Raw genomic sequence first — 22916 nt, 5'->3', positions numbered from 1 at the left:
ACTCTGTTTGAGATTATTAAAATAACTGTTGTATTTCCTTTTTAATTATAGCTGATGCTGCTTCATACGGGCTTTCTTCCATATTGGCTAAATGCAGCAATAAGGCTTTACTCAGCTCAAAAGAAGCCGCATCAGCAGGTAATCCCTTTGCTGCATTATTTATTAAACTGATGGTATCGTCTTTAATCCGCTGAATAACTTTCCAACTCTCGCCCGAAACATAGAGCTGTTGGGTTACATTATGCTGATATTCTGCCCGTATATCAGACAGTGCCAGGTTATGCAACTCCTGAACGGTAGCCCCTGTAACATGCAGCCGAAGCATCATGTTTGAAGGATTAATACGGTCCAGGAAAAGAATCAGACGTTCGTAAGCCTGCAGACGCAGGGGAAGCGAATGAGCAAGGGAAGCCTTTTTAAGTTCAATTAAATCTGTCCGGTAAGAGTCGGATAAGAATTTTTTTATTACCAGCCAGGCAAGGTAAAACACAATAAATCCGGCTGTTATGTATTTGATGATTTCAAGTAAATATGCTAGAACTTCCATTTTTAACTTTTTATAAACATAAGGTCATAAAGCGGCATTAACAACAAAATTGAGCAATTTTAACTTATATTTGTAGTACGAAATAAAGAATTTAAGTATGGAGACAAGTACTTTAACAGCACCGGTTTCATTTACAGAAGGGGCATTAAAAGAGATAAAAAAGCTTCAGTACCAACAGGAATTAGGAGAAGATTTTGGGTTAAGAGTTGGAGTTGAAGGTGGCGGATGTGCCGGGATGAATTATATTCTGGGCTTTGACCAGAAAAAGGACGGGGACCAGGAATATGACATTGAAGGGGTAAGAGTATATATGCATAAAGCGCATGGCCTTTACCTTGCCGGTATGCAGATAGATTTTCAGAACGGATTAAACGCCCGCGGATTTACTTTTAACAATCCAAATGCATCAAGCACCTGCGGCTGCGGAACATCTTTTTCAGTTTGATAAAACGATGACTGTAACAATACAAATAATCCCACTGTCTAATCAGCGGGATTTTTTATTTTAGACCATGGCAGTTAAGATCAGTCATAAAGAGAACATTAAAGTAGCATTGCAATCGATAAAGAGTAATCGTTTGCGAACTTTTCTTACCGCACTGATCATTGCAATCGGGCTAACTGCCCTGGTTGGAATTCTTACTTCCATAGACGCTATAAAAGGTTCGTTAAACAATACGTTTTCAAGTATGGGTTCCAATTCGTTCACTATCCGCAACCGCGGGCTTGGAATACGTGTGGGTGGAGAAGGCCAGCAACCCAAACGCTTTCGTCCTATTACTTACAGGGAATCCGTTGAATTTAAAACACGGTTTAACTTTCCGGCCCTGGTTTCTGTAAACGTATTTGCAAGCTTTGCCGGAACAGTAAAATACGGAAATGAAAAAACTAATCCGAATATTTCAGTTTTAGGGGCAGACGATAATTATCTGTACACTGGTGGTTACAAACTTGCAGCAGGAAGAAATTTTTCACAGGGTGAGCTTGAACTGGGCAGCAATGTTGTAATCATTGGAAATGAAATTAAAACAACTTTATTTCCTAATACCGATGCTATTGATAAAATAATATCTATCGGAAGTAATAAGTTCAAGATTATAGGCCAATACGAAGCAAAAGGATCAAGTGTAGGATTTGGAGGCGACAAGGTATGCGTCATTCCTTTATTAAAGGCCAAACAAATTATGACCATCAATGACCCTTCTTATACAATTTCTGTTATGACCAATGACCCCCAACGGATGGATGCCGCTGCAGGCGAAGCAACAGCACTTTTCAGAAACATCCGCGGCTTAAAAGCCGGCATAGAAGATAATTTTGAAATTACAAAGAGCGACGCACTGGCACAAACGCTTCTGGAAAATATTAAATATATTACCCTGGCGGCCATTGTAATCGGCTTCATCACCCTGGTTGGCGCCTCTATTGGCCTGATGAATATCATGCTTGTATCGGTAACAGAGAGAACCCGCGAAATAGGAATCAGGAAAGCTATTGGCGCCACTCCAAAAGTTATCAGGCTCCAGTTTCTTTTAGAAGCAATCGTTATTTGTTTAATCGGCGGGCTTACAGGCATTATCCTTGGAATTCTTATAGGAAATCTTGTGGCGATGCTTTTGGGCGCAAGTTTTATGTTTCCGGTTGGCTGGGTTACTCTTGGCACAGCTCTTTGTATTGGAGTTGGTATAATTTCAGGTTTTTATCCGGCTTCAAAGGCTTCCAGGTTAGATCCCGTAGAGGCTTTACGTTACGAGTAGAGAAAAGAGATATTAGGAGATTGGTATTAGCTATAAGGTATTAGGTAATAGCTATAAGGGGAGTTATTTATTTAGAACAAAAGTTCGTTTTGCAACTGATATTCCGTCAATACCTTCTTTACGTATGGTAGTGATAAGGCCTGCTTTAGCATAGCAGCATGTTTATGATGATGCAGGTCGCTTCCTAAAAAATCAATGAGATATTTATCTACTAATTCTTCGGCTATTTTTTGAGTCGGTTTACCGTAATAACCTGTAAGAGAAAGTGTATTCAGCTGTAAATAGCAACCCGTTGCTTTAATCTTCTGGTAATTTTCTATTGAATTGGCGAAATAAGGATATCTTTCCGGATGGGCAAGCACCGGTTTATAACCCTTGTCTTTAATCTTTTCAATAGTATCATAAAAAGATTGAGGACAGTTAACAAAAGATAATTCAAAAAGAAGAAATCCTTTTCCAAGAGTCAATACCTGCCCACTTTCCAGCTTATTATCAAAAGTTTCATCAAGATAGTACTCGGCTGCAGCCTCAAGCTGGATCTCTATATTTCTTTTTGCGAGTTCTTCTCGAAGATTATCTAAACCTGTTTTTATTATTTCTGGAGTATTACGATAATAATCAGCCATTACATGGGGAGTTGTAATCAGCTTTTTAAATCCCAGCTCCATCATTTTGCTTACGAGATCAACAGAATGCTCTACAGAAGGAGATCCGTCATCGATGCCGGGAATTAAATGAGAATGCAAATCAACCTTTATTGAAGAAAAGTTAATTCCAGGTTCTTGGCTCTTCTTTTTGAAAAGATTAAACAGCATTAACGGTTATTATATTGCTCCTCGTAATAAAACTGGTAGTGTCCCGAAGTAACGTCCCTTAACCACTCTTCGTTTGCCAGGTACCAATCTACTGTTTTTTCCAGGCCCTCTTCAAACTGCAAACTGGGCTTCCATCCTAATTCCCGTTGTAGTTTAGAAGAATCAATAGCATAACGCAGATCATGGCCCGCACGATCTGTTACAAAAGTGATCAGTTTTTCAGAAGTTCCCTCTTCCCGGTTCAGCTTTTGATCCATAATCTTGCATAAAAGCCGAATCAGGTCAATGTTTTTCCACTCGTTATGTCCGCCAATATTATAGGTAGACCCGGTTTTAGCCTGGTGGAAAATAACATCAATAGCCCGGGCATGATCTTCCACCCATAACCAATCCCGTATATTTTCTCCTTTTCCGTAAACAGGCACCGGTTTATTATTTTTAATATTATTAATGGCAAGTGGAATTAATTTTTCCGGAAAATGATATGAACCGTAATTATTAGAGCAGTTGGATATTACGGCATCTATTCCATAAGTGTCCTGATAAGCTCTTACAAAATGGTCGGAGCTTGCTTTTGAAGCAGAATACGGACTGTGCGGATCGTAAGCTGTTTCCTCAGTAAACATTCCATTTTCCCCCAAAGTTCCGTAAACTTCATCGGTAGATACATGGTAAAAACGCTTGGCAGAATAATCTTCTTTCCAGAATTTCCTTGCAGCATTCAATAAGTTTACCGTCCCTACCACGTTTGTCATTACAAAATCTAAAGGACTGGTAATTGAGCGGTCAACATGAGACTCGGCAGCAAGATGAATTACGGCATCAAATTGCTCGGCGGAGAAAAGCTGGTCAATAAATCCTGCGTCAACGATATCTCCCTTAACAAAATGGTAATTTTCTTTATCTTCTATATCCTTCAGGTTGACCAGGTTTCCTGCATAGGTAAGTTTATCCAGATTCACAATCTGATAATCAGGATACTTATTTACAAAACGCCTCACCACGTGAGAACCAATAAATCCGGCACCTCCGGTAATAAGAATTTTTTTCATAATTGAGGTAAAGCCTTTCGGCTTACAGCTTTTTAAAATGGATTGTCCTTTATGTATTGCTCCCATGCCCAGGCTGAACGCATCATTTCATCTACACCCAGCTCTGCCTTCCAGTTAAGTTCTGTAGCCGATTTAGAAACGTCTCCCCAAACCTGTTCAACATCTCCTTCCCGTCTTGGACCAATCTGGTAGTTCAACTTTACACCTGTTGCATTCTCAAACGCGTTTATTACTTCCAGCACAGAAGTGCCTTTACCCGTACCGATATTGAAAACATCGTATTTCTGTTGCTGCTTACTTTCCATATGCTTTATAGCTGCAACGTGTGCTTTTGCGAGGTCAACAACATGTATATAATCGCGGATGCAGCTTCCGTCAGGAGTAGAATAATCATCTCCGTACACAGTAATGGGTCCGCGTTTGCCTATAGCACTCTGCGTAATAAATGGCACCAGATTTTGAGGGACGCCAATTGGTAACTCCCCAATTAATGCCGAATTATGTGCTCCTACGGGGTTAAAATATCTTAAAGAAATGATCTTGTAATTATCATTAGCAGAAGCAACATCCTGCAAAATTTCCTCAGCTATCTGTTTCGTGTTACCATAAGGAGATTGCGCTTTTTTAACCGGTGCGTCTTCTGTTACAGGTAATTTATCAGGTTGACCGTACACCGTGCAACTGGAAGAGAAAACAAAATTTATGGGCCGGCTTTCAAAAGCGTCCAACAAATTAATAAGGGAGTAGAAATTATTCTTGTAATATTTTAACGGCAATTGTACCGATTCGCCAACGGCTTTAAAAGCGGCAAAGTGAATGACGCCATTTATATCGGGATTTGAAGCAATGAACGCTTTTGTCTTATTTTCATCGCACAGATCAAAATTGTGAAACTCAATTTTTTTACCAGTGATCTTTTCAAGCTGGTTTAATATCTTTTCGCTTGAATTTACCAGATTATCTACAATAACCGGCGTATATCCTGCTTCTATCAATTCAACAACGGTGTGAGAACCGATAAAACCGGTACCACCTGTTACAAGTATTTTCCTGCTCATTGCTACTTATTATAATTTGCAAAATCTTTATGTTCCACTTTTTCAATCAAATCTGGTGGTAAAGATTTAAAATATTCATAGGTAATTTTTAAACCTTCAGCCCGGGATACTTTTGGCTCCCAGCCTAAAATTTCTCTTGCTTTGGAAATATCGGGTCTCCTTTGCTTAGGGTCATCAGTTGGTAGCGGCTTTGTAACCAGCTTCTGACTGGTTCCGGTTAATTTGATAATTTCTTCACCAAATTGTTTTATTGTGATCTCATCCGGATTTCCGATGTTTACAGGGTAGGCATAGTCAGAAAATAAAAGCCGGTAAATCCCTTCTACGAGATCATCTACATAACAAAAAGAGCGGGTCTGAGAGCCGTCGCCAAATACAGTTAAATCCTCACCCCTTATTGCCTGCCCGATAAAAGCAGGTAAAACTCTTCCGTCATTTAAACGCATTCGTGGACCGTATGTGTTAAATATTCTTACTATCCTGGTTTCAAGGCCGTGAAAAGTATGATACGCCATTGTCATGGCCTCCTGAAAACGCTTTGCTTCGTCGTAAACTCCTCGGGGCCCAACCGGATTAACGTTACCCCAGTATTCTTCCGGCTGAGGATTTATATTTGGGTCACCATAAACTTCTGAAGTAGAAGCTACCAGGATCCGTGCTTTTTTTGCCCTGGCTAATCCTAATAAATTATGTGTACCTAAGGAACCTACTTTAAGCGTTTGAATAGGAATTTTCAGATAATCTATCGGACTGGCGGGGGAAGCAAAATGAAGTATGTAATCTAATTTACCTGGAGTATGAACAAAGGTTGAAACATCATGGTTGTAAAATACAAAGTTTTCAAGCTTAAAAAGATGTTCAATATTTCTTAAATCGCCGGTTATCAAATTGTCCATAGCGATTACATGAAAATCTTCCCGGATAAAGCGATCACATAAATGAGATCCTAAAAACCCTGCTGCTCCTGTAATTAAAATGCGTTTTCTTGCCGGCATTATACTTCTGCTATTTTTCTACCTATACTATTGTAATAGAATCCGCAATCTATCATTTTCTGAATATCGTACAGATTCCGTCCATCAAAAATCACTTTTGATTTTAATGCTGTTTCAATTTTATCAAAATCCGGTGTACGGAACAAGGACCATTCTGTTACAATAATAAGGGCATCTGCATTTTCCAAAGCTTCGTATGGATTGTTAGCATATCCTATCGCATCGCCTTTTAATTTTTTCACGTTCTCCATTGCCTCCGGATCATAAGCTACTATCTGTGCTCCTTCATTAAGTAATTCATCAATAATATACAAAGATGGTGCCTCACGAATGTCGTCCGTTTCAGGTTTGAAAGCCAAACCCCATAAAGCAAACTTTTTACCCTTTAGATCGCCGTTATAGTATTTGCGCATTTTATCAACTAACACAACCTTTTGCAGGTCGTTTACTTTCATTACTGATTTTAAAATACGAAAATCATAGTTTGCCTCCTCGGCAGATTTTGCCAAAGCCTGAACATCTTTAGGGAAGCAACTTCCTCCATAACCTACTCCCGGGAAAAGAAAACGCTTACCGATACGATTATCTGCACCAATGCCCTTTCTTACCATATCCACGTCTGCCCCAACCAATTCACACATATTTGCAATCTCATTCATGAATGAAATTTTTGTTGCAAGGAAAGAATTGGCAGCATATTTGGTTAGTTCTGAAGAACGTTCGTCCATAAAAACGATTGGATTTCCGGAACGCACATACGGTCCATATAATTCTTCCATCAGTTTTCTGGCCCTTTCACTGCTGGTTCCTACAACTACTCTATCCGGCTTCATAAAATCTTCTACAGCAACTCCTTCCCGCAAAAACTCAGGGTTTGAAACAACATCTACAGGAACAGTGGTATTTTCTTCAAAAACAGCTTTTACCTTATCCGCTGTACCGACCGGCACAGTCGATTTAGTAACCACTACTTTATAATCTTTAACCAGCTTTGCAATATCTTTAGCAGCACCAAGCACATAACTCAGGTCAGCAGACCCATCTCCACCCGGAGGAGTCGGCAGTGCAAGAAATATAATTTTAGCATCGGCAATAGCCTCTGAAAGTTCTGTTGTAAAACTTAACCTTTTCTGTTCGATATTCCTGTTAAAGAGCAATTCAAGACCAGGTTCATAAATCGGCACCTGGCCTTCTTTCATTTTCTGAACTTTTTCCTCATTGATATCAACACAGGTAACATTATTTCCTGTTTCGGCTAAACATGTTCCGGTAACTAATCCAACATATCCAGTACCTACTACTGCTATTTTCATATATAATATTTCAAATTTTAATTTTTAAACGTTATTTTGGCGAAGATAATAATTAAGCAATAAACATGCTTTTTGTTTACAATTTTTGCATAAAAATTTATCTTCTCTTAATATTCATCTTCTCTTTTTTTAACAGAAAGGCCAGACTCTGGATAAATGGGCGAAAAAATATTTTTAAAATCATTGAAAAAGAGCAAATAACGGGATCAACTATCTGGTTTCACTTTGCTTCGCTGGGAGAATTTGAACAGGGACGACCGGTATTGGAAAAAATCAAACAGCTCTATCCTCATAAAAAAACATTTGTCACCTTTTTTTCACCCTCCGGTTACGAAGTAAGAAAAAACTTCGCTTTTGCTGATTACGTTTTCTACCTGCCAATGGATTCTAAATCCAATGCTGAAAAGTTTATTAAATTAGTCAATCCGGAAATTGCCGTTTTTACTAAGTATGAATACTGGTATCATTATTACCATGAACTTGCTGAGAAAAAAATTCCGTTATATGTAATATCCGCCATCTTCCGCAAAGAACAGCCCTTTTTTAAGTGGTATGGTGGCTTGCACCGAAGAATACTTGGCTTTGTTTCTCATTTTTTTGTGCAGGATGAAAAGAGCAAGCAACTGCTTGACAGCATGGAAGTAAGAAAAGTAACTATAAGTGGAGATACGCGTTTTGACCGTGTTTTTGAAAACTCGCAAAATCCTCAACAGATACAACAAGTTGAAGATTTTTGCAGCGGAAGCAATATTTTTATCGCCGGCAGTACCTGGCCACAGGATGAAAAGCTAATTTCTGCTCTTACCCAAAAAAATCACGGCTGGAAATTCATTATTGCACCTCATGAGATTAAAGAAGAAAAGATAATCAGCCTGGAAGAAAGCCTGAAAGTAAGATCTGTACGCTTCTCAAAGGTTAAAAGCGGAGCTGCTCTCCCTTCTGATGCTTCTGTTTTAATTATTGACAATATCGGGATGCTTTCTTCCCTTTATCAGTATGGAAACATTGCCTATATAGGTGGGGGATTTGGAAGCGGTATTCATAACACATTAGAGGCTGCCGCCTTTGGCCTGCCCGTTATTTTCGGGCCGAACTATCAACGGTTTTTAGAAGCAAAAGAGTTGATAGAAGCCGGAGCAGCTTTTAGCATAAGGGATTCTGAAGAGTTGGAAACTGTTCTTTTGAAATTGAAAGACCCGGTAATACAAAAAGAGAAAGGATTAATTGCTAAAATGTATGTTAAAAACCATACAGGAGCAACCAATAAAATAGTAGAAAAAATTAGTGATGGATTTTGATAAGAATATTTCTCTAGAAACTGAACATATTTTATTAAGGCCGCTTGAAGTAACAGATGCAGATGCATTAAGCCTGGTATCAAAAGATGATGATAACTGGACGTGGTTTCAGCAGAACCTCACAGACGCACAAGATGTACAGGCTTGGGTGGAAGAGTCTTGTAAAAGCCGCCAGAAAAACCAGAAATATCCTTTTCTAATTATTAAAAAAGATGGGAATAAAGCGATAGGTTCATCCAGCTATTTAAATATCAGCATAAAAGATGAGCGCCTGGAAGTAGGTTCAACCTGGTTAGGAAAAGAATTCCATTCTACAGGATTAAACCGGGAAGCGAAGTTTTTACTGCTAAGCTATGCCTTTGAACACCTAAATATTAAAAGATTGGAATTTAAAACAGATGTACTCAACATCCGGTCAAGAAAAGCAATATTAAAAATGGGTGCTATCGAGGAAGGAATCCTCAGAAGCCACATGATTACGCAGGGAGGCAGGAGGAGGGACACTATTTATTTCAGTATATTATCCTCTGAATGGCCGGAAGTTAAAAAAAGAATCTTTCGCGATTTAGAGATGACTTTGTGCTAAGAGATCTCTTAAATTTAACTCTTAGCAATCCCTTCTAAAGTTTCAATCCACTTTGGATTATCATTCAGGCTTTCTACTAATTGTACTTTTTCGCCGCCCAAAGCTTTAAATTCAAGGTCGTATTCTTCTGCAATTTCATAAATTGTTTCCAGGCAATCTGAAACAAAAGCAGGACTAAAAACCAGTACTTTTTTTATTCCCTTTTCGGCCAGCTGATGAATTACCTCACTTGTATAGGGTTGAGCCCACGGATCTTTGCCCAACCGCGACTGAAAGGTAACCGTGTATTTTTCCTGAGGAATTGCGAGTCTTTCTGCAATTAATCGGGCTGTATTGTAACACTGAGCCGAATAGCAGAACTTATTTACATCGGTAAGTCTGGAACAACAATCGGCAGATTGGAGGCAATGAGTTTTTGAGTTATCTGCTTTCCGCAACTGTCTTTGAGGCAAACCGTGAAAGCTAAAAAGTATATGTTCAAATTCCTGATATCCCGCTTTCCTGCCATTTTCTGCAAAAACATCAATCATGGAAGCATTATCATGGAAAGAATTAACAAAGGAAACATTTGGTATTGTTTGCCATTTACTTACAATTTCCATTACTTTCTGATGTACGGAACCTGTTGTTGCAGAGGCATATTGAGGAAACAAAGCAATAATCTTTATACTGCTTACATTGGCTGATTTCAACCCCTCCAGGGCAGATTGAATAGAGGGGCTTTGATACCGCATGCCAAGTTCCACAATATATTCATCGCCTAAACGCTGCTGTAAGAGCTCTTTAACTCTTACGCTGTAATAAAGCAGAGGCGAACCATTTTCTGACCATACCTTTTTGTAAGTAGCTGCAGATTTTGGCCCGCGAAAAGGAACTATAATACCTTTTACCAGAAGTGTACGTCCAATGGTGCTGATATCAATAACCCGTTCATCCATCAGAAACTCATCTAAATACTTTCTTACATCAGAAACAGAGGGGCTATCGGGAGTACCGAGGTTTACAAGTAATATTCCTTTTTTATTCATGAAGCTTCAAAAATAAGATTTGAACTTTCTAAATCACCCAGGGCTGAAGAATTTTAAATTAATATGATTCTTTCGATTTCCACAATTGCCACCAGGGTGTGCCCGGCGAAGCATGGTGCTCATAATGGTAACCAAAAAAATAGCAGGAAATAAATGCTAAAAAATGATTTCTTTTAAGTGTCCGCGAATGATGTTTATTTTGATGTTCGCCGTGATGCGGAAGCCAGGTACCAAAATAAAACAGCTGAACCGTGCTTAATAATGATGGAATTACCCAGAATAGTATAAGATTCGCTTCCGGTATCCACGCTTTAAGGATGTTAAAAACAACAGCCATTGCTATGAGCTGCCACCAGGAAATATACCCGAAAAAAAAGCGAAAGTACCAGCTTATAAAATTACCGTTATGATAATCAGGGTCTTCTTCTGTATGTACAAACCGATGATGCTTATGATGCTTCCTGTTTAGTTTATCAAAAGGAAACAGCGCATACAGCAAAGTGCAGAGCCAACCTGTTGCATTATTTATAACGATGTTTGAGGAAACAGTGCGGTGCATCGCATCATGAGCGGTAATAAATAGGCCAGTGTACAAATGTGTTTGAATGAGCACAAAAAGGTAAACAAAAGGATCGGACCAGGAAAAATTCCAGTTCAGAAGAAAACTAATGCTAATTACCCAGCAAGAAATTACTATCAGGGCAATAAATACTCCGGTATTTTTAGGAGCTGCCATAACAGATTAATAAGTTTCTAATAAGTCCCTCACCTGCTCCATCAGCCACATAGGTGTAGACGTTGCACCGCAAATACCCACCTTATCGCCGGGACAAAACATTTCCGGATTTAGTTCAGAAGTTCCTGATATAAAATAAGTATTGGGATTAAATTGCCTGCACACCTCGAATAAAACTTTACCGTTTGAAGATTTTTTGCCGGAAACAAATACAACTTTATCGAAATCCAAAACAAAGTCACGCAACTCTTCATTCCTGTTTGAAACCTGACGGCAGATGGTATCATTGGCGTTTAATTCATAACCCCTGCTGATGAGTTCGTCTTTAATCTTATAAAACTTATCCGTACTTTTTGTAGTCTGGCTGTATAACGTAATTTTTGAAGGAAGTTCTACATTTTCAAGCTCCGCAAGATCCTGGAATACAATTGCTGTATTATCTGTTTGGCCTTCAAGACCGATTACTTCTGCATGTCCGTGTTTTCCAAAAATCAATATCTTTTCCTTTGCGTCGTACGAATTTTTTATCCGGTTCTGCAATTTTAAAACCACCGGGCAGGATGCATCAATAAGCGTAATATTATTTTCGAGCGCCGTTTTATAGGTTTCAGGTGCTTCTCCGTGTGCACGGATAAGTACTTTTTCGTTCTTCAGATCTTTTAAATCATCATGATTAACAATCCGCAATCCTTTTGCCTTCAACCGTTCAACTTCTTCATCGTTGTGTACAATATCCCCCAAACAATATAAATAACCGTCTTCTTCCAGAATTGCCTCCGCCATATCTATGGCATAAACAACACCAAAGCAAAAGCCGGACGAACTATCAATTGTAACTTCAAGATTATAACTCATGTTAAATAAATTACACAAAAATACGCATTTGTTTATCAGAATGCCCAAAGGTTTAAGGCTATAAAAAACAACAGTTGTGTTATAAAAAAAGTTATAGCCGCCTTATTTTTCTTATTGAAGCTGAAAGAATAAAAAACAAAGCAAAACAGAAAAGAGATAAGGTACCAGCAAACGTAATTTTTAACAGGAATTGCCGAGGTATCCCATTCCCAGTAATCGAACTTTACTGCGACCGGCTCTATAAGATAATCTAAAACAACCAAAGCGAAGGCAGCTATAGCAGACTTCACGATCTTGTTTTCAGACATCTGAAGTGCTTGTACGCAAGTTGCGGCTGCATAAACAAGCATTACCCAATTAAGGCCAATTAGCAACGGCACATCAAATAACTTAAGTCCGAGGGTTTTTCCGTAAGCATAATTACCAAAGATGATACCTGTTTTTACGCCGGCTAGTTCAAGCAAAAATCCAAGCAGGAATACTGTTACTAAATAAAATACAAAGTGCAGGTTCTTATCCTGCTGGCTGATTAGTAACAGGATAAACATCAGCAATAAATGCCAGGGAACCAGTTTAATGAAGATAGGAACCAAGGAGGGCAACAAAAAGCCGATCAGTCCGACAAAATGGAACAATACAATTAAAAAACTACAGATATAACTCCTTTTATTCTCCATTAATAATGGTACGGCCTTTCCATGTAGTGGTTTTTGTCAGGTACTTTTTAACAGAAACAACAGATATGATAATCAATGAAACCATCTGCAACGGATGAAATACTATATTTTGCAATATGCTCTGACCGCTTTGCAGCGATACCAATAATCGTGTTAAAATAATCAGTGTTATCAGAAATGAAAGTAAAGTTAAATTCAAATAAAAGAATATAAAAACCGGGCCAAGCATTACCAGCAGCAGATAGCAAACCAGGGCCGCAACATTATAACCGAACCCTGCCAGCAAGTTTTTGCTAAAGCCGTTAATCGCCTCTTTATAATCGGTGTACATACGACAGAAAATATAACCGTTAGCCAGCAAAGCCTCGCCGGTATAACCGCTGCGTTTAACACATTTCATAATTTCTATATCTTCGACCACCTTACTTTTAACTTTTAAATGCCATTGTTCCTTTTGATATACTTCTGCATCAAACAACATAAATTGCCCGCTTGCAGCTGCAAGTGCAGGATTTGAGCTTAATTTCACTAAACGAAGAGGCAGCAGATACAACAACAGCAAGTGCATGAGCGGCACTACCAGTTTTTCGCCTACAGTTTCCATCTTCTGATTGGCAAAAAGGCTAAGCAGCGCAATCCGGTTTATTTTCATCCGATGAACCGAATTATTGATCAAACCTTCTTTTATTTCTTCATCGGCATCAATAAACATCAGGTATTTCCCGCGGGCTTCCTGAGCAAGTTGGTAGCAGGCATAATTTTTCCCAAGCCAGTCCTCAGGCAATTCCTTTCCTCTAAGTACCCTGAACCGTTTATCTGAATCTGCAAACTCGCTGGCTACAGCATACGAATTATCCGTAGAACCGTCATCCAGAACAATCACTTCATAATTGGAATACGACTGGTTTTTAATAGAATTTAACAAATTGAAAATATTAGGAGCTTCATTCCTTACCGGAATAAGGATGGAAACTTGCTCGTCGTAATGCTTTAATGAATAGGTTAGCTTAGGATTTGAAATAAAATTAAAAAGGGCAATGGTAAAACGCAGAATAAGGAAGAAGAAAATCAGGTAATACAGAATCATCTTTAAACAATAGCGCGATTGTGCTCAGACCGCGATTTCTCATAATGTTTGTTAAAAGCACTCTTTATTAATTGCAGACTCGTATATTCTTCAGCTGCCCAGGTTTTTAAATAACAGGTTATAAAAGGTTTCCTACACTGATAATAATCAACGAACATTGATAAAAAAACGTATTGGAAGTTTTTGTTTGATGCATTAATGATATTTATTAAACCTTTTTGAAAATCTACCTCTGTTACGTGATTAGAGTATAGTTTTCCCTGAGGAAAAAAAAGAACAAGATTTGCAGGATCGTTCAATAATTGGCCCGCATATTCCAGCGAACTGATACTGCTTTTCGAATTTCTTTTTATTGAAAAAGCTCCAAGATACTTCAGGAACCATACTTTTCTATAATTCTCCTCCGTAACCATTACGTAAAACTTTCTTTTAAAAAGCAGCCGGTTTAGCTGGAAAACTAAAAAGCCATCCCACCACGAAAAATGATTGGAGAGCAAAAGGATTGCTTTTTCAGGATCAGTTTGCAAGCTGTTTAAATTAAACCCGCTGAAATCCTTTTTAATAATCAGATTGATGTACCAGGAAAAAAAACGGTGAATAATTTTATTGCTGCGTGGTTTGTCCATCAGTTTTAAAGGTATAAATGCTAAACCAGTTCGTCAACAATTTTAGCGGATAATAAGGCAAGGGGAATTCCCCCACCTGGATGAACGCTTCCACCCACAAAATACAGACCCTTTATTTTGGGCAGGAAGTTAGGATGGCGGAAAAAAGCTGAAAATTTATTATTTGAACTGGTTCCGTAGATAGAGCCCTGATAGGAATAGGTCCGGCTTTCTATTGTCCTCGGATCGAGGATTTGTTCGCATTCGATTAAACCGGCAATATTTTCTTTCAGATTCCGCGATAACTTTTCCAGGATATTCACTTTTGCTTCCGAAATTAATTTATCCCAATCCTGGCCTTTATTTGCCGGAACATTTATCATAACAAACCAGTTCTCGCAATTAGCCGGAGCATCATCTGTCTTATATTTCGAACTGATATTCAAATAAACAGTTGGGTCGTAAGAGATCCTGTTATCTCTCCAAGTGGCATTAAATTCTTCCTCATAATTCTCGCTGAAAAAGATGTTATGCAAATCCAGGTTCTTGAATTGCTTTTTTATTCCCCAGTAAAATATCAAAGCAGAACTGCTGCGCTCCTGTTTATCAATCCTGTTTGGAACAGGGTATTTTTTCAAAAGCTTATTATAAGTGAACCAAACATCCATGTTTGAAACCACTTTTTCAGCTTTTACTATTTCCCCGTTAACTTTTGCCCCTTCAACTTTTCGGCTACCGGTTATAATTTCTTCAACAGGAGAGTTATAGGAAAACTTTACGCCAAGTTCTTCGGCGAGCCTCACCAGACTTGCTGTTATCTGGTTCATCCCTCCTACCGGGAAATAAGCGCCGAATTGTTGCTCCAGGTGAGGGATGACGTTTAATGTTGCCGGAGCCTGATACGGATTTGAACCGTTGTAGGTAGCATAGCGGTTAAAAAAACGAAGGGTTTTGCTATCCCTGAAGATGCTTTCATTTGCGCTGTTCATGGTCCTTAACGGGTCAATAGCAGGAAACTGAAGCAGGGATTTGAGGGTTTTAAGATTGCAATAAGTAGAAAACCGGTGTAAAGACTTTTCTAAAAATACCGGATTTACAATATGATAGATTTGAGCGCTTCTATTTATAAATCTACGTATAGCGTGTTTACTATCGGTAGTTTTTGCTGAAAGTTCTTCAACAAACTTTTCCTGATCTGCCCAGGCATTTATTACGGTTCCGTCTTCATAAAAATAACGGCAGATTAAATCCAGTTTCTCATACTTAAAGTAATCCTGTGGATTTTTTCCGGCAAGGAGAAAAAGTTCATCTACATAGTGAGGCATGGTAAACAAGCTGGGGCCGGCATCAAAGCGATAATCCTTACATTTTATTTCAGAAAGCTTTCCTCCGGGATAGCTGTTTGCTTCAAAAACGTGCACATCAAAGCCTTTAATGGCAAGACGTATTGCGGAGGCAATTCCTGCTATTCCTGCACCGATTACAATTGCTTTTGGCATATGGTATTTGTCTCCTAAGAAGGCAAATATAGTATAAGTTGTTTCCTTGGCCGTCGGGGCTTCTTTCTTTTGTCAGCCCAAAATAAACAAAAGGCTTTATCAATCCCAAGGTGCCTTTTCGCCCCAGCCTTTTGCTCAATTAAAAAACATGTTCGCTGAATTTTGCTGGAAGTGCTGAATGAAAGATTCTGCGAACCCGAACGCAAAAGGAGGCTCGGCTCTACATGTTGTAATTTTCCTGCTGCAGTTTTTTAATTCTTTCCGGCACTGAGGGATTGATGCGTGCTTCGGCAAAAGCAGCGGCAGTTTGTTCGTTTGCTGGTTAGTACAGCGATGTCCCCCGCTGGCGGGGGAATTAAAGGGGGTGGAAAAATTTAGTTCTCCTACAACCTTTTCATCCTTGCTTTCCGGCCTCAGAAGATTTGGTAGTAGAGGCCAATAAACCTGTTGGCATAAACTTTCAATCAGCAATATCATCAAGCTATCCCCGAAGTGGTGCAGAAACATACGAGTTTGCATTACCAAACCCACGGCTGGGGATTGCACTTAAAAGGTTTATTGAGCCTATACAACAAAGATTCTGCAGCCGCGGTGTTTTTGTTTACTTTTTTCACTGCAGTGAAAAAAGTAAATGCCTCTCGCCGGCATGAGGCGGACCAACTTAAATTATTTCAAGAAAAATGTAGTAAGATGAATCAATGTTTTGAGCATAAGCTTCTTCAATACCTTTTACTTCCTTTCGCCTGGTCGGCGGGACTTCTTTCTTTTGAGAGCAAAAGAAACAAAACCCTTTATCAATCCCAAGGTGCCCTGCCGCACCAGCCTTCGCTCAATTAAAAAACTGGGTGCGCTTGCTTTTGCTAGAAGTGCTGAATGAAAGTTATTGGGAACTCTGAACGCAAAAAAGGCTTGGTTCTGCTGATTGTTTTTTCTTGCTGCTGTTTTTTAATTTTTTCCGGCACTTCGGGATTGATGCGTACTTAGGCAAAAGCAGTGGTAGTTTGTTCGTTTGCAGGTGCACTGCCGATTGTTTTGCTACACCCGTTTCATCCGGGCTTTCCGGCCGCAGAACTGACAGCGACGTTTTCCCAACTGATACTGATTGTTTCCTTAAATGATGCTGTTAATTACAGTTAAGTGCCCTTTCCTGTAACCGTTTTTTCCAGATGCTCCATTATCGGAACGGGCTTTTTATTTTCATCTATTGCAACAAAAGTAAAACAGCCATGTATCGCCCGCTCGCGAAAGTCATCGTACATCTTTTCTACAAATATTTCCACATTCACTTTTAAACTGGTACGCCCAACTTCTGCAACACGGGCAATTACTTCGATAATGGTTCCGGCGGGAATTGGCTTATTAAAATCAATACGATCCGAAGAAACTGTTACCATTCTTAAACGGCTGAAACGCGTTGCGGCCATAAAAGCAACTTCATCCATCATATTCATTGCGAAACCGCCATACAGGGTATCATAATGATTGGTAGTATTAGGAAACACGGTTTTAAAAATTCGTGTTTCGGAGCGATTCATTCTTTCTTCCAGATTCATATGATTAAAGAGATTTCTGATACGATAGTTATCGGAATACGGAGTATCATTTTTATAAAAATCATACTCCTTAGTCCTGAAAACAATTATGCTGAACAAGTTACACAACCTTCTTCCATAGAACAAACCGGACCGGCAGGAATTTCATCGGGCACCTGGTTTATACGTTCGGGAATAACCGGCTCCATCGTTTTACCCGCCTGATTCTCTACTGTAAATTTAACTGCCTGTGATGCAGCCTGCGTTCTTAAATAATACATCCCTGTTTTCAATCCTTTTTTCCACGCATAAAAATGCATTGATGTAAGCTTTGATGCATTTGGCGAACTGACAAACAGATTTAACGATTGCGACTGGCAAATGTAAGCCCCCCGATCGGCAGCCATATCAATAATGGTACGCATTTTAATTTCCCAAACTGTTTTATATAATTCCTTTATATCAGCAGGTATTTCGTCAATTTCCTGAATAGAGCCGTTTGCAGAGATGATTTTATTCTTCATCTCCGTGTTCCATAAACCCAGATTCACCAAATCGCGTAGCAAATGTTTATTTACGATGATAAATTCACCGCTTAAAACTCTTCTCGTATAAATATTGGACGTATAAGGCTCAAAACATTCATTGTTTCCCAGTATCTGAGAGGTGGAAGCGGTAGGCATTGGTGCCACCAACAACGAATTTCTTACACCATGATTCATTACTTCTGACCTTAATTCCTCCCAGTTCCAACGGTCACTTTCCGGTTGTACTCCCCATAAATCAAATTGAAATTTCCCTTGGGATAAGGGTGATCCTTTAAATGTCGCATAAGGACCTTCTTTAACAGCAAGGTCTTTTGAAGCAGTCATCGCAGCAAAATAAATAGTCTCGAATATGTCTTTATTGAGCTGCTTCGCCTCGCCGCTTTCAAACGGCAGGCGAAGTAAAATAAAGGCATCTGCCAACCCTTGAACTCCCAAACCAATTGGACGATGACGAAGATTTGAATTTCTCGCTTCATCAACCGGGTAGTAGTTATTGTCAATAATCCGATTCAGATTTAGGGTGACTTGATACGTAACTTCATATAATTTATCATGGTCAAAAGCTCCGTCCTTTATAAAACGTGGCAAGGCGAGGGAAGCAAGATTACAAACAGCCACTTCATCCGCCGAAGTGTACTCCATAATTTCAGTACAAAGATTTGAGCTCTTGATTGTGCCCAAATTCTGCTGGTTCGACTTCCGGTTGGCTGCGTCTTTATAAAGCAGGTACGGGGTTCCCGTTTCCACTTGTGCATCTAAAATGGCAAACCAAAGTTCCTGCGCTTTTACTTTTTTGCGGGCCCTTCCCTCCTTTTCATAGCGCTCGTATAAAGCTTCGAACTCTTCGCCGAAACATTCGTGCAGGCCGGGCGCTTCATGCGGGCAAAATAAACTCCAGTCTTCATTGGCCTCTACCCGCTTCATAAAGAGGTCACAGATCCAAAGGGCATAAAAGAGGTCCCGGGCACGGATTTCTTCTTTCCCGTGGTTTTTTCTCAAATCCAAAAACTCGAATACATCGGCATGCCAGGGTTCCAGATAAACGGCAAATGCACCTTTCCTTTTTCCTCCACCCTGATCAACATACCGTGCTGTATCATTAAAAACTCTCAACATCGGAATGATTCCATTGCTTGTTCCATTCGTTCCGCCAATATACGAACCGGTTGCACGTACATTATGAATACTCAAACCTATGCCTCCGGCACTTTGTGAAATTTTTGCCGTTTGTTTCAATGTATCATAAATCCCGTCGATGCTGTCGTCTTTCATGGTCAGCAAAAAGCAGGATGACATTTGCGGCTTCGGCGTTCCGGCATTGAATAAGGTAGGCGTAGCGTGTGTAAACCAACGCTCACTCATCAGATTATAGGTTTTGATTGCGCTTTCGATGTCTTTTTTATGAATCCCCACAGCTACACGCATAAATAAATGCTGGGGGCGTTCTACGATTTTACCATCGACTTTAAGCAGGTAGGATTTTTCGAGGGTTTTAAATCCAAAATAGTCAAATCCGAAATCCCGGTCGTAAATTATGGAACTATCCAGTAACTCCGCATTTTCTGCGATTATTTGCCACACATCCTCTGCTATTAAAGGAGCGCTTTTTCCTGCTTTCGGATCCACGTAACTGTATAATTTCCGCATTGTTTCAGAAAAAGACTTCACCGTATTTTTATGCAGATTGGAAACAGCGATCCGCGAAGCCAGTAAAGCATAATCGGGATGTTTAGTTGTTAACGACGCAGCTGTTTCCGCCGCCAGATTATCCAGTTCGGACGTGGTTACGCCATCGTATAACCCTTCTATTACTTTTTTCGCTACATCGATGGGATCAACCAAAGTGGGGTTTAAACTATAGCAGAGCTTTTCTATCCGTGCGGTTATTTTATCAAATTTTACGGATTCTACTCTTCCGTCTCTTTTTATTACAAACATGTTAGTTGTTATGAGTTGTAGGTTATAAGTTGTGAGTTATAGGTGAGCCATTAAACTAACAGCTCTTCCTCTTAAAAATCCTCATCCAGTGAAAATCCCTGGGTTTCTTTAGCTGCAAGCACACCGCTTTTCTGATAATCGCCTACGCGTTTTTCAAAAAAGTTTGTTTTTCCCTGCAGGGAGATCATTTCCATAAAATCAAACGGGTTCGAAGTCATGTAAAGTTTTTCATACCCCAGTTCGGTTAGCCAGCGATCGGCAACAAATTCGATATACTGGCTCATTAACTGGGCATTCATCCCGATAAGTTTTACCGGCAAAGCCTCTGTAATAAATTCCTTTTCTATGGTTACGGCCTCTTCAATTATGCGGTATACCTCAAACTGAGATAATTTATTTTTAAGCATAGAATAGAGCAGGCAGGCGAACTCACAATGCAAACCTTCGTCTCTTGAAATCAGCTCATTACTAAACGTTAGGCCAGGCATTAAGCCTCTTTTCTTAAGCCAGAAGATTGAGCAGAAACTTCCGCTGAAAAATATTCCTTCAACTGCAGCAAAAGCCACTAAACGTTGTGCGAACGTTCCTTTTTCAATCCAACGGAGCGCCCATTCTGCTTTTTTCTTCACACATGGCACTGTTTCTATCGCATGAAATAAGCGGTCCTTTTCGCGAGGATCTTTTACATAGGTATCAATCAGCAAAGCATAGGTTTCCGAATGAATATTTTCCATCATTATCTGAAAACCGTAAAAACAACGTGCTTCCGGAACCTGAACCTCGCTCATAAAATTTACTGCCAGATTTTCATTTACAATGCCATCGCTGGCGGCGAAAAAGGCTAGTACATGCGAAATAAAATGCCTCTCGCCAGAATTAAGATTTTCCCAGTCCTTCAAATCAGAAGAAAGGTCAATCTCTTCAGCCGTCCAGAAGCTGGCTTCATGTTTTTTGTACATCTCCCAGATAGTGGGATAATTGATGGGCAGGATCACGAAACGATCCTTGTTCTCTTTTAATAATACTTCATCCTGTTGCATAAACATTTAAATAAGTGATTAAAAAATGCGAAACAGGGATTGACAAAAGGCAGGATACCGGCAAACAGGAAGCTTGCGGAACAGACTTCTGGCAAAACCTTAATCGTGAAAGTTTTGACAAATCGAAAAGGCAGGTGTCTGGCTTGATGAGTTGCAAGTTGCAGGTAATGAGTTGCAAGTGTTATTACTTACAACCTAAAACCTACAACCTACAACTCCCTTACAGTTGCACGTCAGCCCGTGAATTACACACGGTTCCCTTTTAATCATAGACCAGCATTTGCTTTACTATGAACCTGTACGATTTATGTAAAAGAACTTATAGCGTCAAATATAGCCTTATCAAAACATGAGGCCAACAGGAAGTTTTAAACAAAAAAAAGTTATAAACAGTTAAAAGCTAAAATGAATTAGAAGCCTTCGCCGAACATCGTTTCCCAAAACAGAAATGCTGAAACAAATAAGGTGTCTTTAAACAAAAAATTATAATTTTGGAACTTAAATATTTATTCTTATTTCGCCTTTAACATAATAACGATGAAATCTCTTTTTAAAAAACCAGCTATTTTAATTATCCTGTTTACTTTAGTTTCTTCAGCAAATACATTTGCTCAAAATGCGGTTGATAGCGATTTAAGCAATTTAGCAGGCTCAAATTCAGGTCATGACCATACAGGAATGTACATATTTATAGTGCTTCTGTTAGTTCTGTCGGTAGTGGTTGCCTATTTTGGTGATAACAAGAAAAAGGAAAGATTTTAGTCTGGAAAGGCTAATTTCTGAAATTTTGTGTAATCATTAGCCCATACACTCCTCCTTCCTGAATACCGATTCCTACTCTTCCAAAAGCAGGGCGGAGTATATTGGCCCGATGTCCCGGAGAATTCATCAATCCATCGTGGGCTATTGCAAGAGTTTGGGCCAATGCCAGATTTTCTCCGGCTGTTATAAATGACACTCCTTCCGCTCTCATTCTGTCAAAAGGATTTTTTCCCTCAGGAGTAATATGAGAAAAATATCCCCTTGCAAACATATCAGCAGAATGTTTACGTGCTACAACTCTAAGTTCAGAATCGGCTTCTAAAGGCTTCAATCCTGCTTTCTGTCTTTCTTTATTCAGTAACCGAAGCATGTGCTGTTCAAGATCAGGCCGTACTTTTGTTTCCGCTACTTTAAAAGGCAGCTTGATTGATTCTCCCGATTGAGGTTCGATTGTAAAAGTACTACCCGATTTATTGACAATTTTCCTGAAGACCGGAGAGAATTTGGTTTGCAGCAATTCAACTTTTTTAGTTAATACTCCTGCAAGTATACTTTTTTCCATCGCCGGCGATATTCTGCCAAACAAAGGCAATAAAAGCAGAATGGTTGCTATGATAGCCGCGTACAGAACACCATTAATCAAACCCGGAATTGTACCAGCGATCCTGTTTACCATATTGTAATGCAACTGCGACGGAATACTACGCAATATTCCGTTTACTGCAATTCCTATTATAATTCTTACCACAACTATAGTTAATATAAAGGACACAGGATAAGTCCATACACTAAGTGAGGGAATATACTTTTCTAAAAATTCTGTAACATACCTGTATAAAATAAAAGTTGCTATCAAGCCGGTGATCCAGGAGAACAGTTCCAATAATCCAAGAATAAACCCTTTTCTCCAGCCATTCCAGACAGATAGCAGAACAATGCCGATAAGAAGCAGGTCAATAATATTCATTAATAGCTGTCCTCAGTTTTTTAACAAACATTTTCGCAAGAAGTTCGGACTCATTATCAGCACAATACACAACAGTACCGTTCCCTTTATAAAAAATTATTAAAAAATTTACCTGCTGCTGTAGCGTAGCTGATTTTGTTACCGTAATGGTGGTATAGAAGCTGATATTATAAAAACAACCCGACGCAGATGACAACGGAACAAAAAAGAAGAGATGATCT

General features: G+C 39.3%; 23 protein-coding genes and 1 riboswitch. Of the genes, 6 read left to right on the top strand and 17 right to left on the bottom strand.

The window, feature by feature from the left end; genetic code table 11:
* Positions 1-16: 16 nt before the first annotated feature.
* On the bottom strand, positions 17-547 hold the full coding sequence (locus tag ACLCDL_RS16855) for a DUF7935 family protein (RefSeq protein WP_423149582.1): 531 nt from the start codon (positions 545-547) through the stop codon (positions 17-19).
* A gap of 97 nt (positions 548-644) precedes the next feature.
* Between ACLCDL_RS16855 and ACLCDL_RS16850 the strand changes: the two genes are divergently transcribed.
* Both ACLCDL_RS16850 and ACLCDL_RS16845 read left to right on the top strand, forming a co-directional pair.
* Positions 645-992, top strand: a complete 348-nt coding sequence (locus tag ACLCDL_RS16850) for a HesB/IscA family protein (protein ID WP_423149581.1) — start codon at positions 645-647, stop codon at positions 990-992.
* 67 nt (positions 993-1059) lie between these two features.
* Positions 1060-2304, top strand: coding sequence for an ABC transporter permease (locus ACLCDL_RS16845; protein WP_423149580.1), 1245 nt, complete (start codon positions 1060-1062; stop codon positions 2302-2304).
* Positions 2305-2375: 71 nt separating this feature from the next.
* Here the strand turns inward: ACLCDL_RS16845 and ACLCDL_RS16840 are convergent, their stop codons facing one another.
* The 5 genes from ACLCDL_RS16840 to ACLCDL_RS16820 are packed head-to-tail and all read right to left on the bottom strand — an operon-like array spanning position 2376 to position 7537.
* Complete coding sequence (locus ACLCDL_RS16840; RefSeq protein WP_423149579.1) at positions 2376-3119, bottom strand: tyrosine-protein phosphatase; 744 nt, start codon at positions 3117-3119, stop codon at positions 2376-2378.
* Positions 3119-4171 (bottom strand): dTDP-glucose 4,6-dehydratase, encoded by a 1053-nt coding sequence (gene rfbB, locus ACLCDL_RS16835; RefSeq protein ID WP_423149578.1) that lies wholly within the window; start codon positions 4169-4171, stop codon positions 3119-3121. The genes ACLCDL_RS16840 and rfbB overlap by 1 nt, the downstream gene beginning before the upstream one ends.
* 32 nt (positions 4172-4203) lie before the next feature.
* Positions 4204-5229: a UDP-glucose 4-epimerase GalE gene (galE, locus tag ACLCDL_RS16830; protein ID WP_423149577.1), complete on the bottom strand. Its 1026-nt coding sequence runs from the start codon at positions 5227-5229 to the stop codon at positions 4204-4206.
* A gap of 2 nt (positions 5230-5231) precedes the next feature.
* Complete coding sequence (locus tag ACLCDL_RS16825; RefSeq protein WP_423149576.1) at positions 5232-6224, bottom strand: UDP-glucuronic acid decarboxylase family protein; 993 nt, start codon at positions 6222-6224, stop codon at positions 5232-5234.
* Positions 6224-7537 (bottom strand): UDP-glucose dehydrogenase family protein, encoded by a 1314-nt coding sequence (locus ACLCDL_RS16820; RefSeq protein ID WP_423149575.1) that lies wholly within the window; start codon positions 7535-7537, stop codon positions 6224-6226. The genes ACLCDL_RS16825 and ACLCDL_RS16820 overlap by 1 nt, the downstream gene beginning before the upstream one ends.
* Positions 7538-7602: 65 nt before the next feature.
* On the opposite strand from ACLCDL_RS16820, the gene ACLCDL_RS16815 reads away from it, so the two are divergent.
* Together ACLCDL_RS16815 and ACLCDL_RS16810 are read left to right on the top strand one after the other, a co-directional pair.
* Positions 7603-8835, top strand: a complete 1233-nt coding sequence (locus ACLCDL_RS16815) for a 3-deoxy-D-manno-octulosonic acid transferase (RefSeq protein WP_423149574.1) — start codon at positions 7603-7605, stop codon at positions 8833-8835.
* Positions 8825-9421 (top strand): GNAT family N-acetyltransferase, encoded by a 597-nt coding sequence (locus ACLCDL_RS16810; RefSeq protein ID WP_423149573.1) that lies wholly within the window; start codon positions 8825-8827, stop codon positions 9419-9421. The genes ACLCDL_RS16815 and ACLCDL_RS16810 overlap by 11 nt, the downstream gene beginning before the upstream one ends.
* A 14-nt stretch (positions 9422-9435) precedes the next feature.
* On the opposite strand, the gene hemH is transcribed toward ACLCDL_RS16810, so the two are convergent.
* From hemH to crtD, 7 genes are read right to left on the bottom strand one after another with little or no spacing between them, the layout of a single operon-like run.
* Positions 9436-10449 carry a ferrochelatase gene (gene hemH, locus ACLCDL_RS16805; RefSeq protein WP_423149572.1) on the bottom strand — a complete coding sequence of 338 codons (1014 nt, stop codon included), beginning with the start codon at positions 10447-10449 and terminating at the stop codon, positions 9436-9438.
* A gap of 58 nt (positions 10450-10507) precedes the next feature.
* Positions 10508-11185, bottom strand: a complete 678-nt coding sequence (locus ACLCDL_RS16800) for a fatty acid desaturase (protein ID WP_423149571.1) — start codon at positions 11183-11185, stop codon at positions 10508-10510.
* Between the two features lie 6 nt (positions 11186-11191).
* Entirely contained in the window at positions 11192-12040 is an 849-nt protein-coding gene (locus tag ACLCDL_RS16795) for a 4-hydroxy-3-methylbut-2-enyl diphosphate reductase (protein WP_423149570.1), read from the bottom strand.
* 35 nt (positions 12041-12075) lie between these two features.
* A complete protein-coding gene (locus ACLCDL_RS16790) occupies positions 12076-12717 on the bottom strand; it encodes a carotenoid biosynthesis protein (RefSeq protein WP_423149569.1) in 642 nt (213 codons plus the stop codon).
* Positions 12707-13804 (bottom strand): glycosyltransferase family 2 protein, encoded by a 1098-nt coding sequence (locus ACLCDL_RS16785; protein WP_423149568.1) that lies wholly within the window; start codon positions 13802-13804, stop codon positions 12707-12709. Before ACLCDL_RS16785 ends, ACLCDL_RS16790 begins: the two co-directional genes overlap by 11 nt.
* A 2-nt stretch (positions 13805-13806) precedes the next feature.
* Positions 13807-14430 (bottom strand): lysophospholipid acyltransferase family protein, encoded by a 624-nt coding sequence (locus ACLCDL_RS16780; RefSeq protein WP_423149567.1) that lies wholly within the window; start codon positions 14428-14430, stop codon positions 13807-13809.
* 20 nt (positions 14431-14450) lie between these two features.
* The gene (gene crtD / locus ACLCDL_RS16775) at positions 14451-15908 is read right to left on the bottom strand and encodes a 1-hydroxycarotenoid 3,4-desaturase CrtD (RefSeq protein ID WP_423149566.1); all 1458 of its coding nucleotides are present in this window, start codon (positions 15906-15908) and stop codon (positions 14451-14453) included.
* A 513-nt stretch (positions 15909-16421) separates the two neighbouring features.
* Between crtD and ACLCDL_RS16770 the strand changes: the two genes are divergently transcribed.
* Positions 16422-16745 (top strand): hypothetical protein, encoded by a 324-nt coding sequence (locus ACLCDL_RS16770; RefSeq protein WP_423149565.1) that lies wholly within the window; start codon positions 16422-16424, stop codon positions 16743-16745.
* A gap of 296 nt (positions 16746-17041) precedes the next feature.
* Here the strand turns inward: ACLCDL_RS16770 and ACLCDL_RS16765 are convergent, their stop codons facing one another.
* The 3 genes from ACLCDL_RS16765 to ACLCDL_RS16755 all read right to left on the bottom strand — a co-directional run bounded on the left by ACLCDL_RS16765 (position 17042) and on the right by ACLCDL_RS16755 (position 20966).
* Positions 17042-17461 (bottom strand): acyl-CoA thioesterase, encoded by a 420-nt coding sequence (locus ACLCDL_RS16765; RefSeq protein ID WP_423149595.1) that lies wholly within the window; start codon positions 17459-17461, stop codon positions 17042-17044.
* An 86-nt stretch (positions 17462-17547) separates the two neighbouring features.
* Entirely contained in the window at positions 17548-19926 is a 2379-nt protein-coding gene (locus ACLCDL_RS16760) for a ribonucleoside-diphosphate reductase subunit alpha (RefSeq protein ID WP_423149564.1), read from the bottom strand.
* Between the two features lie 71 nt (positions 19927-19997).
* Positions 19998-20966, bottom strand: coding sequence for a ribonucleoside-diphosphate reductase small subunit (locus ACLCDL_RS16755; protein ID WP_423149563.1), 969 nt, complete (start codon positions 20964-20966; stop codon positions 19998-20000).
* A gap of 112 nt (positions 20967-21078) precedes the next feature.
* A riboswitch (cobalamin riboswitch) is annotated at positions 21079-21281 on the bottom strand.
* 222 nt (positions 21282-21503) lie between these two features.
* Between ACLCDL_RS16755 and ACLCDL_RS16750 the strand changes: the two genes are divergently transcribed.
* A complete protein-coding gene (locus ACLCDL_RS16750; RefSeq protein WP_423149562.1) occupies positions 21504-21728 on the top strand; it encodes a hypothetical protein in 225 nt (74 codons plus the stop codon).
* A gap of 10 nt (positions 21729-21738) precedes the next feature.
* On the opposite strand, the gene ACLCDL_RS16745 is transcribed toward ACLCDL_RS16750, so the two are convergent.
* Positions 21739-22695, bottom strand: a complete 957-nt coding sequence (locus ACLCDL_RS16745) for a CvpA family protein (protein ID WP_423149561.1) — start codon at positions 22693-22695, stop codon at positions 21739-21741.
* Between the last annotated feature and the right edge of the window lie 221 nt (positions 22696-22916).

Origin of the sequence: Rubrilithobacter danxiaensis, from assembly GCF_047272945.1 — a bacterium.
Lineage (GTDB): Bacteria > Bacteroidota > Bacteroidia > Sphingobacteriales > Sphingobacteriaceae > Rubrolithibacter > Rubrolithibacter danxiaensis.
The sequence above is the reverse complement of the archived record's forward strand: the minus strand, read 5'-3'. Positions and strand labels throughout refer to the sequence as shown.